Consider the following 15,275-nt stretch of genomic DNA (forward strand, 5'->3'; position numbering starts at 1 on the left):
CGCGCCGGGTGTCCCGGCATCTTCGCTCCGCCACTCCTGTGAGGTCATCCGTGCGCCTGCGTCCGCTCGTCGCCCTGTCCGCCGTCGCCCTGTCGGCGCTCCTGCTCGCCGGATGCTCCGGCGGCGGCGATCCGTCGCCGGAAGCGTCGACCACCGGCGCCGGGGCCGATCTGTGCGCATCCGCCGCCCCGAGCGGTGCGGTGTCGGACGGGGTCACGGCGACGGGCGATGTCGGCTCCGTGCCGACCGTCGACTTCTCCAAGCCGCTGAGCGCGGACGGACTCACGCTGCAGCGCACCGTCACGGTCGAGGGGACCGGTGCGGCGCTGAAGGCGGGCGACTTCGTCGACTACGCCGCCACGATCCTCGACGGCACCACCGGCGACGTCCTGTCGCAGTCGGGCTACCAGCCCGGGCAGCTGCTGCCGCAGCAGGTGTCGGCGCAGAGCGGCGGGTCGATCTTCGGCTGCGCGACGATCGGCTCGCGGATCGCGATCGCGACCGCGACGGGCGACGAGAAGATGCCCACCGTCGTGTACGTCGTGGACGTCCTGGGCGTCACGCCCACCGCCGCGTGGGGCGAGCCCCAGCAGCCGGAGGCCGGGATGCCGACGGTCACCCTCGACGACTCCGGCGCGCCGTCCATCACGGTCCCGGCGGACCTGGCGGACCCGGCCACGACGGAGGTCTCGGTGCTCAAGAAGGGCGACGGCCCGGTCGTGCAGAGCGGCGACTCCGTGCTCGTCCAGTACAAGGGCGTCCTGAAGGACGGCACCGAGTTCGACTCGAGCTGGAAGAAGGGCACTCCGGTGAGCTTCACGACGACCGGGGTGGTCGCCGGCTTCCAGAAGGCGCTCGAGGGCCAGACGGTCGGATCGCAGGTGCTCGCCGTGATCCCCGCCGCGGAGGGCTACGGCGACAAGGAGCAGGGTGCGATCCCGGCGAACTCGACGCTCGTGTTCGTCGTCGACATCCTGGCCGTCGCACCGAACGCCGCCCAGTAACGCCCCGGAGAGCCCGCACAGCCCGGATAAGCTGGCGCCATGCGTCGCGTCCTGATCCTCGGCTCCACCGGTTCGATCGGGACCCAGGCGCTCGACGTCATCCGATCCCGCCGCGACCGGTTCGAGGTGGTCGGGCTCGCCGCGGGGCGCAACGCCGACCTGCTCGCGGCGCAGGCGGCGGAGTTCGGCGTGCACCGCACGGCGCTCGGTGACATCGCCGACGTCGAGCGGCTCGTCCGGGACGTCGAGGCGGATGTCGTCCTCAACGGCATCACGGGGTCGATCGGACTCGGTCCGACACTCGCCGCGCTCGAGGCCGGTCGCACGCTCGCCCTCGCCAACAAGGAGTCGCTCATCGTCGGCGGGCCCCTGGTGACCGCTCTCGCGGCGCCCGGGCAGATCGTCCCCGTCGACTCCGAGCACTCCGCGATCGCACAGGCGCTCCGCTCCGGGACGGACACGGAGGTGCGCCGGCTCGTCCTGACGGCGTCGGGCGGTCCGTTCCGGGGCCGCTCCGCGCGCGAGCTCGCGGACGTCACGCCCACCCAGGCGCTCGCGCATCCCACGTGGGACATGGGCCGCGTCGTGACGACGAACTCCGCGACGCTCGTGAACAAGGGGCTCGAGGTGATCGAGGCCCACCTGCTGTTCGGGGTGCCTTACGACCGCATCGACGTCACCGTCCACCCCCAGTCGATCGTCCACTCGATGGTGGAGTACGTCGACGGCTCGACGATCGCCCAGGCGTCGCCGCCCGACATGCGACTGCCCATCTCGCTGGGTCTCGACTGGCCGCACCGGGTCGCGGGGGTCGGGGCGCCGCTGGACTGGACGACGGCCCAGTCCTGGACGTTCGAGCCGCTCGACGAGGTCGCGTTCCCGTCGGTGGCGCTGGCCAAGCAGGTGGGGGGTGCCGGCGGCACCTACCCCGCGGTGTTCAACGCCGCGAACGAGCAGGCGGTGGACGCGTTCCACGAGGGTGCGCTCGGCTTCCTCGGCATCGTCGACACGATCCGCCGGGTGGTGGACGCCCACCGTCCGCCCGCCGAGCTGTCCCGCGCGTCGCTGGCCGACGCGGAGCGCTGGGCGCGCGCGGAGGCGGACCGGGTGATCGCCGCCGGCTGAGGCCGCGACGCCGATCGGCCCGCCCGGATGGGAGGGCGGGCCGATCGGTGCACCCGGACGAGGAACCGGGTGGGTCGGGGCGTCAGTAGACGGTCAGGCCGTGCGCCCGGAACCGGTCGCGCACGCTCTCGGTGAGGGCGGCGGAGGGAGGCTCCGTCTCCTCCAGCAGGTACTCGCGCCCGAGGGCTGCCCACTTGTCGCGCCCCATCTGGTGGAAGGGCAGGACCTCGACGCGGGTCACCGTCCCCGGACGGATCCCGTTGAGGGATGCCGCGTACTCGGCGATCCTCTCGACGTTCTCCGGCTCGTCGGTCAGCCCGGGGACGAGCACGAACCGCACCCACACCTCCGGACCGTCCGGCTTCTCGGCCAGGCGCCGGCCGAAGGCGAGCGTCGGCTCGAGCTCGCGGCTCGTGACGCGTCGGTAGGTCTCCGGGTCGCCGCTCTTCACGTCGAGCAGCACGAGGTCGACGTCGTCGAGCATGGCGTCCGTGGCCGCAGCGCCGAGGTAGCCCGACGTGTCGATCGCGGTGTGGATGCCGAGCTCCTTGGCGCCGCGGAGGACGCGTGCGGCGAAGGCGGGCTGCATGAGCACCTCTCCGCCGGAGAGCGTGATCCCGCCCCCGGTGGCGCGGAAGACGCCGACGTAGCGGGCCATGCGCGCGAGCAGCTCGTCGCTGGTGACCGGCGTACCGTCCTTCATCGCGAACGTGTCGGGATTGTGGCAGTAGAGACAGCGCAGCGGGCATCCGCTGAGGAACGTCGTGAGGCGGGTGCCGGGTCCGTCGACGGCGGTGACCAGCTCCCAGGAGTGCACGGAGCCGAGACGCCCGTCGCGCATCGCGGCGAGCCGCTCGTGCCGGTCGGCGTCGGACACCTCGAGCCCGTCGGCGCCCGCGCCGGCCCGCCGATGGGCGGGCGCCGGGAGGGGGACCTCCAGGCGCACCGCGTCATCGGGGGGCGAGGCGGGCACCGTGTTGCACGGATGGCGACGGAGCATCGTCGCGGCCATGGTCCTCAGCTTCTCTCTGCTGTTCGGATGCGGCTCGTGCGGTCGGTCACATCGCGCCGTGGAACGTGCGCGACAGGACGTCGAGCTGCTGCTCGCGGGTCAGTCGCACGAAGTTCACGGCGTAGCCGGAGACCCGGATGGTCAGCTGCGGGTAGTTCTCCGGGTGCTCCATGGCGTCCTCGAGCGTCTCGCGGTTGAGGACGTTGACGTTCATGTGGTACCCGTGCGAGCCGACGTAGGCGTCCAGCAGGCCGGCGAGGTTGGCCACCTGCTCCGCCTTGGTGCGGCCGAGGCCGGCGGGGACCACCGTGTTGGTGAGCGAGATGCCGTCCTGGGACTCGGAGTAGGGGAGCTTCGCGACCGACAGGGCGGAGGCGAGCATCCCGTGGGTGTCGCGACCGTTCATCGGGTTGGCTCCCGGCGCGAACGGCTCGCCGGCGCGGCGGCCGTCGGGCGTGTTGCCCGTGGCCTTGCCGTAGACGACGTTCGAGGTGATCGTCAGCACCGACTGGGTAGGGAGCGCGTTCCGGTACATCGGGTGGCTGCGGATCTTCGCCATGAAGCGCTCGACGAGATCGACGGCGATGCCGTCCGCCCGGTCGTCGTCGTTGCCGTACGTCGGGAACTCGCCCTCCGTGACGTAGTCGACCACGATGCCGCGCTCGTCGCGCACCGGCGTCACCGTCGCGTACTTGATCGCCGACAGCGAGTCGGTCGCGACCGACAGCCCCGCGATGCCGCAGGCCATCGTCCGCAGCACCTCCTTGTCGTGGAGGGCCATCTCGAGGCGCTCGTACGCGTACTTGTCGTGCGACCAGTGGATGCAGTTCAGCGCCTCCACGTACGTCTCGGCGAGCCAGTCCATCGTGGCGTCGAATCGGGACATGACGTCGTCGAACTCGAGCGGGCCGTCCCCGACCGGTGCGGCGATCGGCGAGATCTGCTTGCCGGAGACCTCGTCGCGTCCGCCGTTGATCGCGTACAGCAGCGTCTTGGCGAGGTTGACCCGGGCGCCGAAGAACTGCATCTGCTTGCCGACGCGCATCGGGCTCACGCAGCAGGCGATCGCGGCGTCGTCACCCCAGGCGGGGCGGATGATCTCGTCCGACTCGTACTGCACGGCCGAGGTGTCGATCGACACCTGTGCGCAGAAGTCCTTGAAGCCGTCGGGCAGGGCCGGGCTCCAGAAGACCGTCATGTTCGGCTCGGGCGCCGGGCCGAGGTTGTACAGGGTCTGCAGGTAGCGGAACGAGTTCTTGGTGACCAGGGGTCGTCCGTCCTCGCCCATGCCGCCGATGGTCTCGGTGACCCACGTCGGGTCGCCGGAGAACAGCGAGTCGTACTCGGGGGTGCGCAGGAACCGCACGATGCGCAGCTTGATGACGAAGTCGTCGATGATCTCCTGCGCCTCGGTCTCGGTGAGCACTCCGGCCTCGAGGTCGCGCTGGATGAACACGTCGAGGAAGGTCGAGGTGCGACCGAGCGACATCGCCGCGCCGTTCTGCTCCTTCACGGCTCCGAGGTAGGCGAAGTAGAGCCACTGGACCGCTTCTTTCGCCGTCGCCGCGGGGCCCGAGATGTCGCAGCCGTACGAGGCCGCCATCTCTTTCAGCTCCTGGAGGGCGCGGATCTGCTCGGCGTGCTCCTCGCGCTCGCGGGCGATGGTCTCGGTGAACGGAGTCGTGTCGAGGCCCAGCTTGTCGACCTTCTTGGCGGCGATCAGCTGGTCGACGCCGTAGAGGGCGACGCGGCGGTAGTCGCCGATGATCCGGCCGCGGCCGTAGGCGTCCGGCAGGCCCGTGATCACGTGCGAGCTGCGGGCGGCGCGGACGTTGGGAGAGTAGACGTCGAAGACGCCCTGGTTGTGGGTCTTGCGGTAGTTGCTGAAGACGGTCTTGAGGGTCTGGTCGACCTCGTAGCCGTAGGTCTCGAGCGCGCCCTCGACCATCCGCCAGCCTCCGTTGGGCATGATCGCCCGGCGCAGCGGAGCATCCGTCTGCAGACCGACGATGACCTCGTCCTCGCGGGAGATGTAGCCCGGGCCGTGCGCGGTGATGCCCGCGGGGGTGTGGGCGTCGACGTCGTAGATGCCCTTCTCGCGCTCCTCGGGGAACATCGCCGACAGGGTGTCCCAGATGCGGGTGGTGCGCGCCGTGGCTCCCGCGAGGAAGCCGGCGTCGCCCTCGTAGGGCGTGTAGTTGCGCTGGATGAAGTCGCGCACGTCGATCTCGTCCTGCCAGGGGCCGGCGGTGAATCCGGTCCAGGCGGCGGGGAGAGCGTCCTGCGCGGCGGGGGTGACGGTGGTCATGGTCTTCGCTTCCTTCGATCCTCGTGGGACCGGTCCGCACCCATCCGTGGGACCGTGATCTCAGCGTAGTCCTGTGGTCAGACCACTATTGGGAACCTGCCGGGATCCTCCAAAGGAAGCGGTGGGTGCGGGCGCTCGATTGTGGCCTGACCACAACGCGTCTACGACGTGTCCCGCACCCCCGGGCGCTCAGCTGCGCCGGCGCCGTCCGATCAGCGCCACCGCGAGGGCGGCGACGGCCGCGACGAGAGCGCCGCCGCTGAGCCACCGGGCCACCGGGTCGGCATCCGGCGCCGCGGCCGCGTGATCGCCGTCGACGTCGGCATGCGCACCGGGCGTGCCGGTGGAGGTCGCCGCGTGATGGTCACCCGTCGGCGCGACGGCGCCGACGGCCACGACCGGCGCGGGCGAGGCGAGGTCGTCCTCGCTCTGGCCCTCCGACGCGACCTCGGACCAGTCCGTCTCGCCGGTGACGCACGTCTGCCGGACGGGGAAGGCGACCGACGTGTTCGCAGCGGAGGCGGCGAAGATGACGTCGAGCGAGATCGTCGCGGCGGTCCCGCTCTCCACGGGGGTGATCGCGGTGTAGGTGATCTGGGTGGGCACGCCGTCGTCGCCCAGCTGCCGGGAGATGGTCCAGGCGCCGTCGAGGACGGGAGTCACGCCGTCGACGCCGTCGGGGATCGTGAACACCACACCGGTCGTGGGCGAGTCCTCGCAGCCGTGGCTGAACGAGAAGCCGAGGCGGGTCTTGGCGCCGGCGGGCGACTCGTCGGGGTCGACATGGACGTGGGCGGAGGCGGCGAGGGGCGCGGCCAGCACGAGAGCGGCGCCGACGACGGTGCCGGAGAGGATGAGGGGGAGGCGCGAGCGGCGCGCCGGAGCGGTCGTGGACATGGTGGTCTCCTGGTGGATGATGCGGATGCGGGGTCTCAACGGGCGGTCGACGGACGCGCCGGAGGACCCCTCCGCGTGATGCACTCCAGGAGGGTCGTCGCAGCGATGCGCCGGGACGAGACGATGCCGAGGGACGCGACGGGGCCCGGCAGGGCGGGGCCCTCGGGCTGGGCGAGCAGGCGCCGGATGCCCCGCGCGATCGCGGCGAGGAGGTGCTCGCCCCAGGCGAGGACGACGATCGTGAGCGCGGCGGCGATCCCGTGGCCCGCGGTCATCACGGCCATCGCGCCCGTGACGGCATCGATCGTCGGGAGGGCGGCCAGGGCCGGCATCGGGTGATGATGGCCGCCGGGCGCGCCGAGCGCAGACGCGGGACCTCCGGGTGCCGCCGATCCGACCGCGGAGAAGGCGCCGTGCAGCGCCGCCTGGGCGCTCACGACCGCCGCGCTGAGCCCCGCGGGCGAGAGTCGTCTTCCGACGAGCAGGATGCACAGCGGCGCCGCGAGGATCGTGACGGCCGCGACGAGCCAGGGCGCGGGTGCCTCCCCGCCGGAGAGGGTGTGCGCCGTCGATGCGAACAGGACGGCGACGCCCGCGGCTGCGGAGCCGCGCACGACGCGCAGGCCGCGCGTGCTCCGGGCATCCGCTCGTCCGCTCACACCTGGAGCCTAATCGAGCCGCGCCGGCGCCGGCGCCGGGCGGATCACCGCGCGGCTCGGCCAATTCAAAGCGGCGCGCGCTAGCCTCGCCTGCTGTGACCGTCATCGCCTTCGTCATCGGGGTCGCGCTGCTCGTCGTCGGGCTCGCGGTGTCGATCGCCCTGCACGAGATCGGGCACCTCGTCCCCGCGAAGGCGTTCGGCGTGCGCGTCGGGCAGTACATGGTCGGGTTCGGCCCGACGCTGTGGTCGCGACGCATCGGCGAGACCGAGTACGGGGTCAAGGCTCTCCCGCTCGGCGGCTACATCTCCATGGCGGGCATGTATCCGCCTGCGCCCCGACCGGACGACGCCCCGGCGGGCGCGACGGTGGCCGCGTCCGGACGCGCCGGCGGCGGGTTCTTCGCGACGATGGTGCAGGACGCCCGCGCCGCCAACGAGGAGACGCTCACGGGCGAGGGAGGTCGTCGCTTCTTCTACGAGCTCCCCATGCTCAAGCGCATCGTGATCATGCTGGGCGGCCCGATCATGAACCTGCTTCTCGCGATGGTCTTCATCGGCATCGCCGTCAGCGGCATCGGCATCCAGACGGCGACGACGACCATCGCGTCGGTGAACGAGTGCGTCCTGCCGGCCGGGACGAGCCAGACGGAGTGCACCGCGAGCGATCCCGCCTCGCCCGCGGCGGCGGCGGGAGTGCGCCCGGGCGACGTGCTGGTCTCGGTCGACGGGACCCCCGTCGACGACTTCGCCGCCGCGTCCGCGATCATCCAGGCCGCCCCGGGCCGCACCATCCCGGTGGTGGTCGATCGTGACGGACAGCGGCAGACCCTCCAGGTGACCCCGTTGCTGGCCGAGCGGCAGGTGGCGGCGGACGGCGGCGGCGTGCGGACCGCCGAGGTGGGCTTCGTCGGGATGACCGCGAGCGTGGAGTACGTGCGTCAGCCGCTGTGGGCGGGGCCCGAGATGGCCCTCGCCCAGACCGGGCAGGTTGCGGGGATCGTCTGGCAGCTGCCTGTGCGGGTGTACGACACGGCGGTCGACATGATCACCGGTCAGGCCCGCAGCCTCGACAGCCCGCTGTCCGTCGTGGGCGCCGGCCGCCTCGCCGGCGAGGTCGCCGCCGTCGACGCCCCGATCCTCAATCGCGTCGCGAGCTTCCTGGGCATCCTCGGAGCGCTGAACCTCGCCCTCTTCGTGTTCAACCTCGTGCCCCTCCTGCCGCTCGACGGCGGGCACGTCGCCGTCGCGCTGTGGGACGGCGTCAAGCGGGGGTGGGCGAAGCTCGTGGGGCGGCCCGCGCCGCGCCCCGTCGATGCGACCCGGCTCGTTCCGGTGACGTTCGTCGTCGTCGTCTGCCTCGTGGCGATGACCGGCGTCCTCGTCCTCGCCGACCTCGTCAACCCGGTGCAGATGATCGGCTGACCCCGCGGTCAGCTCAGGCGTCCGCGAGGGCGTGCGAGAGCAGTCGCTCCAGGGTCTCGAGACCGTCGCGGGACAGGATCGATTCGAGGTGGCCCTGCACCGAGGCGTAGCCGGGGCCGCGCAGCGCGTAGACGTCGCCGGTCTCCGCCTCCGCGGCCACGTCCGTCTCGCCGTGCCGGGTCGTCCCCGGAGCCACCCGCGCGGTGAAGGTGTTGTAGAAGCCGATCGACGAGGGCGTTCCGAACACGTCGACCGTCTTCTGCAGGCCCTGATGCGGGGCGGCGAGCGGGGCGAGGTCGAGCCCGAGCGTGTCGGCCAGGATCTGGTGGCTGAGGCACACCGCGACCAGCGGCCGACCGGATGTCCGCCGCGCCCGGACCACCTCGCGCATCCGCGCGATCCGCGGACTGCCGTCGTCGCGCGGGTCGCCGGGGCCCGGTCCCGCGATGACCACGTCGGCGTCGTCGAGCCGGACCGGATCGGCGTCGCTCCAGGGCGTGATCGTCACCTCGAAGCCGAGGTGACGCAGCTGGTGCGCGAGCATCGTGGTGAACCGGTCCTCGGCGTCCACGACGACCGCGGTGCGCCCGGCGCCGACGGCCCGGAGGCTCTGGGGCGCCTCGTCCGGCGCGTCCTGCGGATGGAGCCAGAACGGCGCGAGGCGGTCGTTGCGGGCGGCGAGGAGCGCGGCGATGGTCGGGTCGTCGGCCAGGCCGCGGCGCTCACGCGGGGGCTCGTCGTGGTCGGGCGCGTCCTCGTCCAGGGCCGCGCGTTCGGCCGCTTCGTCGCGGGGGATCGCCCCGATCGCGCCCAGGACGCCCGCGGCCTTGCCGTGCGTCTCGCCCACTTCCCCGTCGGGATCGGAGTGTCGCACGAGGGTCGCCCCGACCGGGACGCTCAGCCGTCCGTCCACGAGGTACGCGGTGCGGATGAGGATCGGGGCGTCGAGGTCGTGCGATCCCTCCCCGTCCGAGGTCGGGGTGAACAGCGCCGCGACGCCCGAGTAGTACCCGCGGGGGGTGCGTTCGTGCCGGCGGATGACCGTGCACGCGTTCTGCATCGGCGATCCGGTGACGGTGGGGGCGAACATGGTCTCGCGCAGGATGTCGCGGGGATCCATCGCGCTGCGTCCGCGCAGCATGTACTCGGTGTGCGTCAGTCGCGACATCTCCTTGAGGTGCGGACCGGTGATCCGGCCGCCGTCGCTGCACACCGCCGACATCATCTTCAGCTCTTCGTCGACGACCATGAACAGCTCCTCGGTCTCCTTCGTGGAGGAGAGGAACTCCGTGAGCGTCTCGGCGGTCGCACCGCCGGCCGGGTGTCGGAAGGTCCCCGAGATGGGGTTCATGGTCACGACGCCGCCCGACGCGCTCACGTGCGCCTCCGGGCTCGCGCCGACGGCGAGATGCCCGGGCGTCGAGACGAGGAACGTCCAGTACGCGCCGCGCTCGTGCTCGAGCAGGGCGCGGAACCAGGTGAGGCCGGCGAGGCGCGGGTCGACCGCGACGGAGGCCGTGAAGTCGCGGCGGATGACGAAGTTCGCGCCCTCGCCGCGACCGATCTCATCGCTGATCACCGTGCGGACGATGTCGGCGTAGTCCGCGTCCGACAGATCGAAGCCCGGATCGCCGAGCGGCACGGGCGTACGGGGGAGCGTGGCCATCAGCTCGGCGCGGGGCAGGCGGACGTGCTCGTCGACGACCAGGCATCGCAGCGGTGCCTCGTCGTCGTGGCAGGCGAATCCGCGCTCGACGACCTGGCGGTACGGCACCAGGGCGAGGACCTCGCGAGGCCGTCCGGTCTCGTCGTGGAGTGGGATGTCGGCGAGGAGGGCGACGTCGACGACGTCGCCCGTCAGCAGTTCGACGGTCTCGGCGTCGCGGGAGATCAGCGCGAAGGGCCGACCCGTCTGCAGCACGGAATCCAGCGGGGAGGGGCTCGGGGTCATCGCCGGGCCTTTCATCAGGTCGGGCGGGATGTCATCGTCCGGGAACGAAAAGACCGCCTCGAGGGCGGTCGGTGTCGTGGCTCGCGAACACTCCGCCTCAGCGGGTGGGCCACCAGGAGGTGTTCGCGAACATGCGGTCACGATAGCAGATCACGGGACATCGGGCGCCGCGACAGAATGGACGGTATGCGCCGCCGTCGCCATACCCCGGGTTCCCGCTCCGTCGCCGCCGTGGTCGGCGCTCTCGTCCTGCTCGCCGCCGCCGGCTGTACCGCGGGGACGCCGACCGCGGTGGAGGCGACGGCCCCGAGCGCGCCGACGCCGACGCCGACGTCGAGCGCCGCGCACACGATCGCCTTCGACGGCTCCTGCGCGGACATGCTCCCGGCCGACCGTCTGGAGTCGCTGATCGGAGCGGACGCCGCGCTCGTCGACACGTCGCGGCAGGCGGACGTGGGCCTCGGGACGCTCGGCGGTTTGCAGTGCGTGTGGCGCACGGCGTCCGGCGCGTCCGCGTCGCCGTCGGGCGCGCTCACGCTCTCCGTGGACGCCCTGCCGGCGTCCGCCGTGGCGGACGATCTGGCCGACGAGGTGTCGACGGCACGGTGCGACTACGAGCTCGGCCTCGCGACGTGCGAGGTCGGCGAGGGGTCCGACGGCACCTGGATCACCGCGAGGGCCTCGTACGACGCCCTCGAGCGACCGTCGGATGTCCAGCCCCTGACCGATCTGGTGACATCGACGCTCGCCGCCGTCGCGTCGTCGGCGAGCGGCGCGGTCAGGCCCGTCGCCCTGCAGACCGCGCCGGAGTGGTGGCGCCTGGGGCTGGATTGCACGGAGTTCGGGAACCGCCTCGGGATGGCCGACTTCCTGGGCGAGCACTACGTCACCGGCTGGTGGGAGGGCGACCCGACGGCGCGCTGGGAGTACCGTGTCCCGTCGCGTGCCGGCACCACGCAGGTGTGCATGTGGTTCCCCGACGCGGCGGCCTCCGCCCCGTCGGCGACGTACGGGCTCACCTCGGTCACCCTCTCGCCCGGGGGGTCGTGGGATCAGGACCGGCTTCTGAGCCTCGGGAACCGAGTGGAGCTCGCCGGCGGCCGGATCGCCGTCGTGGACGGCACGCGGGCGGTCGCCGTCGACGGCGTGAACGTCGCGAGCGTCGACGTGGGGTCGGGTGCCACCGGGGACCCCACCGTGCTGCTCGAACGCGTCCTCGACGCGATGGACTCGTCGCGCTGACGACGCGGGTGCACGGGTGAGGCGGACGCACAGCCCGTGCCCGGCCCCGCGGCGTAGGCTGGGGGAGTGCCAGCAGTGAACCTCGGGATGCCGCGTGTGCCGGATGTCCTCGCCCCGCGCCGCAAGAGTCGTCAGATCAAGGTCGGCAAGGTGCTCGTCGGTGGCGATGCCCCCGTCAGCGTCCAGTCGATGTGCACGACGCCCACGACCAACATCAACGCGACGCTCCAGCAGATCGCCGAACTCACCGCCTCGGGCTGTGAGATCGTGCGCGTCGCCGTCCCCAGCCAGGACGATGCCGACGTGCTGCACATCATCGCGAAGAAGAGCCAGATCCCCGTCATCGCCGACATACACTTCCAGCCGAAGTACGTCTTCCAGGCGATCGACGCCGGCTGCGGTGCCGTGCGGGTCAACCCCGGCAACATCCGCAAGTTCGACGACCAGGTGGGCGCCATCGCGAAGGCCGCCAAGGAGGCCGGCGTCTCGCTGCGGATCGGTGTGAACGCCGGATCGCTCGACAAGCGACTGCTCGAGAAGTACGGGAAGGCGACCCCCGAGGCGCTCGTGGAGAGCGCCGTGTGGGAGGCGTCGCTGTTCGAGGAGCACGACTTCCACGACTTCAAGATCTCGGTCAAGCACAACGACCCGATCGTGATGGTCAAGGCGTACCGGATGCTCGCGGAGCGGGGCGATTGGCCCCTCCACCTCGGCGTGACCGAGGCGGGCCCGGCGTTCCAGGGCACGATCAAGAGCGCGACGGCGTTCGGCATCCTCCTCGGCGAGGGCATCGGCGACACCATCCGCGTCTCCCTCTCGGCCCCTCCGGCCGAGGAGGTCAAGGTCGGCCACCAGATCCTGCAGTCGCTGAACCTCCGCGAGCGCAAGCTGGAGATCGTCTCGTGCCCCTCATGCGGTCGCGCCCAGGTCGACGTGTACACGCTCGCCGACTCGGTGACCGAGGGGCTCAAGGACATGACCGTGCCGTTGCGCGTCGCGGTGATGGGGTGCGTCGTCAACGGTCCCGGCGAGGCCCGGGACGCGGACCTCGGCGTCGCGTCGGGCAACGGCAAGGGCCAGATCTTCGTGAAAGGCGAGGTCATCAAGACGGTGCCCGAGGCGGAGATCGTCGCGACGCTCATCGAGGAGGCGAACCGCCTCGCCGACGAGATGGGCCCCGATGCCCCCCTCGGAACGGCGCAGGTCGTCACCGCCTGAGCAGCGCGATCCGCGGTCTCCGAGGAGCGAGTATGCCGCCTGCGGCATGCGCGTGACTCGATCGTTGCATCCGGGGCGGAGCCGGGGAACGTCTGCGTGGCACGATGGTTCTGTGTCTCCTCTTCGGCGTACGGTCCCCTTTGTCGCGGTCATCGCCGCATTCGCTCTCGGGGGATGCGCCCCGGGTGGTGCGCAGACGGTGCCGACGGCATCGGCGACCGTCGTCACACCATCGGCCTCTCCCTCGCCGAGTCCGAGCCAGGCGGAGTGGAGGATCGCGTTCGGAGGCGACTGCGACCGGATGGTGACTCCCGTGCAACGGGAGTCGATGCTGGGGGTTTCGACCACATCGATGGCGGAAGTGGTGGCCGCTCAGCAGGCGGAGTTCGGCAATGCGGTGTTCCCGCCGAAGCAGCCAGGGGCGCAAGCGACGGTTGGGGGGCTCCAATGTGCCTGGGCCGAGGATGACGGCTCGCCCTGGGGTGGTCGACGGTGGACGATCCTCGCACTGCCGTCTGTCGTAGCCGACCCGGGCACGGTGGCGGCACTCGCCGAACCCGTCTGCGACTGGGACTACGACACACGGGTCTGCCGTATGGGTGTGTCCGTCGGAGACTTCTGGTTCCTCGCCGCTGCAGCTCCGATGGGGGAGGCGGAGCAGGCCCCTGTCGAGACGCTGACCGCGCTGGTAGACGCGGCTTCCGGCAACGCGGCATCCGAGCGGACGACCGTTCCTGCTGCCAGGACTCCTGAACGCTGGCCGATCGTGGCGTGTGCCGAGCTCGGCGAGCGGATGCATCTGACGGAGGTGCTCGGCGAGGGATACTGGTCGGGTCGCTCGGAAGGCTCGCGCCAGCCCGAGGACGATCTCTACGAACACGCCGGCGTTCGGCAGTTCTGCCAGTTCGGGCCCGACGAGTCCGTCTCCGGCAAGATCGGTCTCGTGACGATGACCACGGCTCCCGGTGGCGCGTGGATCTGGTCGTCCGAGGACGACGCCGTCGGTGAGGCCGTCTCCGTCGCGGGCGCCGAGCAGGCGCGACGGATCGTCGGCCCGGGGGCCATCCGGGACCGGGACACCGTCAGGGCGACGGACGGCACCAACCTGATCGATGTGTGGGCGGTGGGCGAGGGCGTGACCGCCCCCGACATCGTGGAGCGCGCGATCGCCGCCCTCCGTCAGGACTGAGGCGCCGGCGCGGCGCGCCGGATGGGATGCGCCGCGCGCAGAGCCTGATCCAGGTCGTCGACGAGGTCGTCGACGTGTTCGAGCCCGACCGACAGGCGGAGGATGTCGGCGTCCGGCCGGGCGTCGGGGGCGACCGGCCGGTGCGTCAGGGCGGCCGGATGCTGGATGAGCGAGTCGACCCCGCCCAGGGAGACCGCGTGGGTGAACAGGCGCGTCGACGACGCCACGCGAGCCGCAGCCTCGTAGCCGCCGCGGAGCCGGATCGCCACCATGGCGCCGCCCCCGTGCTGCTGGCGTGACAGCAGGCCCGCCGGGTCGCCGTGCAGCCCCGGGTAGAACACGTCCGCGACGTCGTCGTGGACGAGCAGGCGATCGGCGAGGCGGAGCGCGGACTCCTGCTGCGCGCGCACGCGCAGGGGGAGGGTGGGCAGGCCCCGGTGGAGGAGGTATGCGCCCAGCGGGTGGAGGATGCCGCCGGTGATCGCCCGCACGCGGCGGAGGGCGGCGGCGGACTCCTCGCCGCACGCGATGACGCCGCCCACGACGTCGCCGTGACCTCCGAGGTACTTGGTGGCGCTGTGCAGCGACATCGCGGCGCCGTGATCGAGCGGCCGCTGCAGCACGGGCGTCGCGAACGTGTTGTCGACGAGGACGGGCACGCGGCCCGCCCGAGCGACGACCGCGGAGATGTCGACGAGCTCGAGGGTCGGATTGGCGGGCGTCTCCAGGACGATCAGGCCGGTGTCCGCGCGCACCGCCGCGCCGACCTCGTCGGCCGTGCAGAAGGTCACCTCGGTGCCGAGGAGCCCCGTCGAGAGGAGATGGTCCGTTCCGCCGTACAGGGGGCGCACGGCGACCACGTGGGGGCGCCCGACGGCGGTCGTGTGGGAGAGGACGGCGGCGGTGAGCGCGGCCATGCCCGAGGAGAAGGCGACCGCGGCGGCGGCGTGCTCCAGCTCGGCGAGGGCGTCTTCGAAGCGCGCCACGGTGGGGTTCCACAGGCGGGCGTAGACGTGGCTGCCGCCCTCGGGCGTCGTGCCGCCGGAGGCGAGGGCCTCGTACGCATCTCCGCCGCGCTCCACGTCGGGCAGCGGGTACGTCGACGACAGATCGAGCGGCGGGGCGTGGACGCCCAGATCGCCGAGGTCGGCCCGTCCCGCGTGGACGGCGAGCGTGTCAAGATGAGGCATGTCCGGAGTATGAGCGAAAACTCAGCGTCGCACCCCGGAGTCTGTGAGGACGGCGA

General features: G+C 71.9%; 12 protein-coding genes. 6 read left to right on the top strand and 6 right to left on the bottom strand.

Annotated elements, in window-relative coordinates:
• Positions 1–50: 50 nt before the first annotated feature.
• A complete protein-coding gene (locus WFI00_RS08210; protein WP_336631740.1) occupies positions 51–1,004 on the top strand; it encodes an FKBP-type peptidyl-prolyl cis-trans isomerase in 954 nt (317 codons plus the stop codon).
• Positions 1,005–1,043: 39 nt separating this feature from the next.
• Positions 1,044–2,129, top strand: coding sequence for a 1-deoxy-D-xylulose-5-phosphate reductoisomerase (locus WFI00_RS08215; RefSeq protein WP_336631739.1), 1,086 nt, complete (start codon positions 1,044–1,046; stop codon positions 2,127–2,129).
• Between the two features lie 82 nt (positions 2,130–2,211).
• On the opposite strand, the gene pflA is transcribed toward WFI00_RS08215, so the two are convergent.
• The 4 genes from pflA to WFI00_RS08235 all read right to left on the bottom strand — a co-directional run bounded on the left by pflA (position 2,212) and on the right by WFI00_RS08235 (position 7,005).
• Positions 2,212–3,141 (bottom strand): pyruvate formate-lyase-activating protein, encoded by a 930-nt coding sequence (gene pflA, locus WFI00_RS08220; RefSeq protein ID WP_336631738.1) that lies wholly within the window; start codon positions 3,139–3,141, stop codon positions 2,212–2,214.
• A 46-nt stretch (positions 3,142–3,187) separates the two neighbouring features.
• A complete protein-coding gene (gene pflB / locus WFI00_RS08225) occupies positions 3,188–5,449 on the bottom strand; it encodes a formate C-acetyltransferase (RefSeq protein ID WP_336631737.1) in 2,262 nt (753 codons plus the stop codon).
• A gap of 189 nt (positions 5,450–5,638) precedes the next feature.
• Positions 5,639–6,346, bottom strand: a complete 708-nt coding sequence (locus WFI00_RS08230) for a DUF1775 domain-containing protein (RefSeq protein WP_336631736.1) — start codon at positions 6,344–6,346, stop codon at positions 5,639–5,641.
• A gap of 35 nt (positions 6,347–6,381) precedes the next feature.
• Positions 6,382–7,005 (bottom strand): hypothetical protein, encoded by a 624-nt coding sequence (locus tag WFI00_RS08235; RefSeq protein WP_336631735.1) that lies wholly within the window; start codon positions 7,003–7,005, stop codon positions 6,382–6,384.
• 95 nt (positions 7,006–7,100) lie between these two features.
• Between WFI00_RS08235 and WFI00_RS08240 the strand changes: the two genes are divergently transcribed.
• Positions 7,101–8,429 carry a M50 family metallopeptidase gene (locus WFI00_RS08240; RefSeq protein ID WP_336631734.1) on the top strand — a complete coding sequence of 443 codons (1,329 nt, stop codon included), beginning with the start codon at positions 7,101–7,103 and terminating at the stop codon, positions 8,427–8,429.
• Positions 8,430–8,442: 13 nt separating this feature from the next.
• Here the strand turns inward: WFI00_RS08240 and WFI00_RS08245 are convergent, their stop codons facing one another.
• The gene (locus tag WFI00_RS08245) at positions 8,443–10,380 is read right to left on the bottom strand and encodes a chorismate-binding protein (RefSeq protein ID WP_336631733.1); all 1,938 of its coding nucleotides are present in this window, start codon (positions 10,378–10,380) and stop codon (positions 8,443–8,445) included.
• Positions 10,381–10,566: 186 nt separating this feature from the next.
• Here WFI00_RS08245 and WFI00_RS08250 point away from each other — a divergent pair, with 186 nt between their 5' ends.
• The 3 genes from WFI00_RS08250 to WFI00_RS08260 all read left to right on the top strand — a co-directional run bounded on the left by WFI00_RS08250 (position 10,567) and on the right by WFI00_RS08260 (position 14,029).
• Positions 10,567–11,622 (top strand): hypothetical protein, encoded by a 1,056-nt coding sequence (locus tag WFI00_RS08250; RefSeq protein WP_336631732.1) that lies wholly within the window; start codon positions 10,567–10,569, stop codon positions 11,620–11,622.
• An 87-nt stretch (positions 11,623–11,709) separates the two neighbouring features.
• Complete coding sequence (gene ispG, locus WFI00_RS08255; protein WP_336631784.1) at positions 11,710–12,840, top strand: flavodoxin-dependent (E)-4-hydroxy-3-methylbut-2-enyl-diphosphate synthase; 1,131 nt, start codon at positions 11,710–11,712, stop codon at positions 12,838–12,840.
• A gap of 352 nt (positions 12,841–13,192) precedes the next feature.
• Positions 13,193–14,029, top strand: a complete 837-nt coding sequence (locus WFI00_RS08260; protein WP_336631731.1) for a hypothetical protein — start codon at positions 13,193–13,195, stop codon at positions 14,027–14,029.
• On the opposite strand, the gene WFI00_RS08265 is transcribed toward WFI00_RS08260, so the two are convergent.
• Entirely contained in the window at positions 14,020–15,219 is a 1,200-nt protein-coding gene (locus tag WFI00_RS08265) for a trans-sulfuration enzyme family protein (RefSeq protein ID WP_336631730.1), read from the bottom strand. The two genes, WFI00_RS08260 and WFI00_RS08265, sit on opposite strands and share 10 nt — an antisense overlap.
• Between the last annotated feature and the right edge of the window lie 56 nt (positions 15,220–15,275).

The sequence above is a fragment of the Microbacterium sp. MMO-56 genome (assembly GCF_037146215.1).
Classification (GTDB): Bacteria; Actinomycetota; Actinomycetes; order Actinomycetales; family Microbacteriaceae; genus Microbacterium.

What these genes read in the sequence shown, in the direction of transcription:
- WFI00_RS08215 (WP_336631739.1), top strand. Translation starts at nt 1,044, where the DNA reads ATGCGTCGCGTCCTGATCCTCGGCTCCACCGGTTCGATCGGGACCCAG.
- pflA (WP_336631738.1), bottom strand. Translation starts at nt 3,141, where the DNA reads ATGGCCGCGACGATGCTCCGTCGCCATCCGTGCAACACGGTGCCCGCC.
- pflB (WP_336631737.1), bottom strand. Translation starts at nt 5,449, where the DNA reads ATGACCACCGTCACCCCCGCCGCGCAGGACGCTCTCCCCGCCGCCTGG.
- WFI00_RS08230 (WP_336631736.1), bottom strand. Translation starts at nt 6,346, where the DNA reads ATGTCCACGACCGCTCCGGCGCGCCGCTCGCGCCTCCCCCTCATCCTC.
- WFI00_RS08245 (WP_336631733.1), bottom strand. Translation starts at nt 10,380, where the DNA reads ATGACCCCGAGCCCCTCCCCGCTGGATTCCGTGCTGCAGACGGGTCGG.
- WFI00_RS08250 (WP_336631732.1), top strand. Translation starts at nt 10,567, where the DNA reads ATGCGCCGCCGTCGCCATACCCCGGGTTCCCGCTCCGTCGCCGCCGTG.
- ispG (WP_336631784.1), top strand. Translation starts at nt 11,710, where the DNA reads ATGCCGCGTGTGCCGGATGTCCTCGCCCCGCGCCGCAAGAGTCGTCAG.
- WFI00_RS08260 (WP_336631731.1), top strand. Translation starts at nt 13,193, where the DNA reads ATGGCGGAAGTGGTGGCCGCTCAGCAGGCGGAGTTCGGCAATGCGGTG.
- WFI00_RS08265 (WP_336631730.1), bottom strand. Translation starts at nt 15,219, where the DNA reads ATGCCTCATCTTGACACGCTCGCCGTCCACGCGGGACGGGCCGACCTC.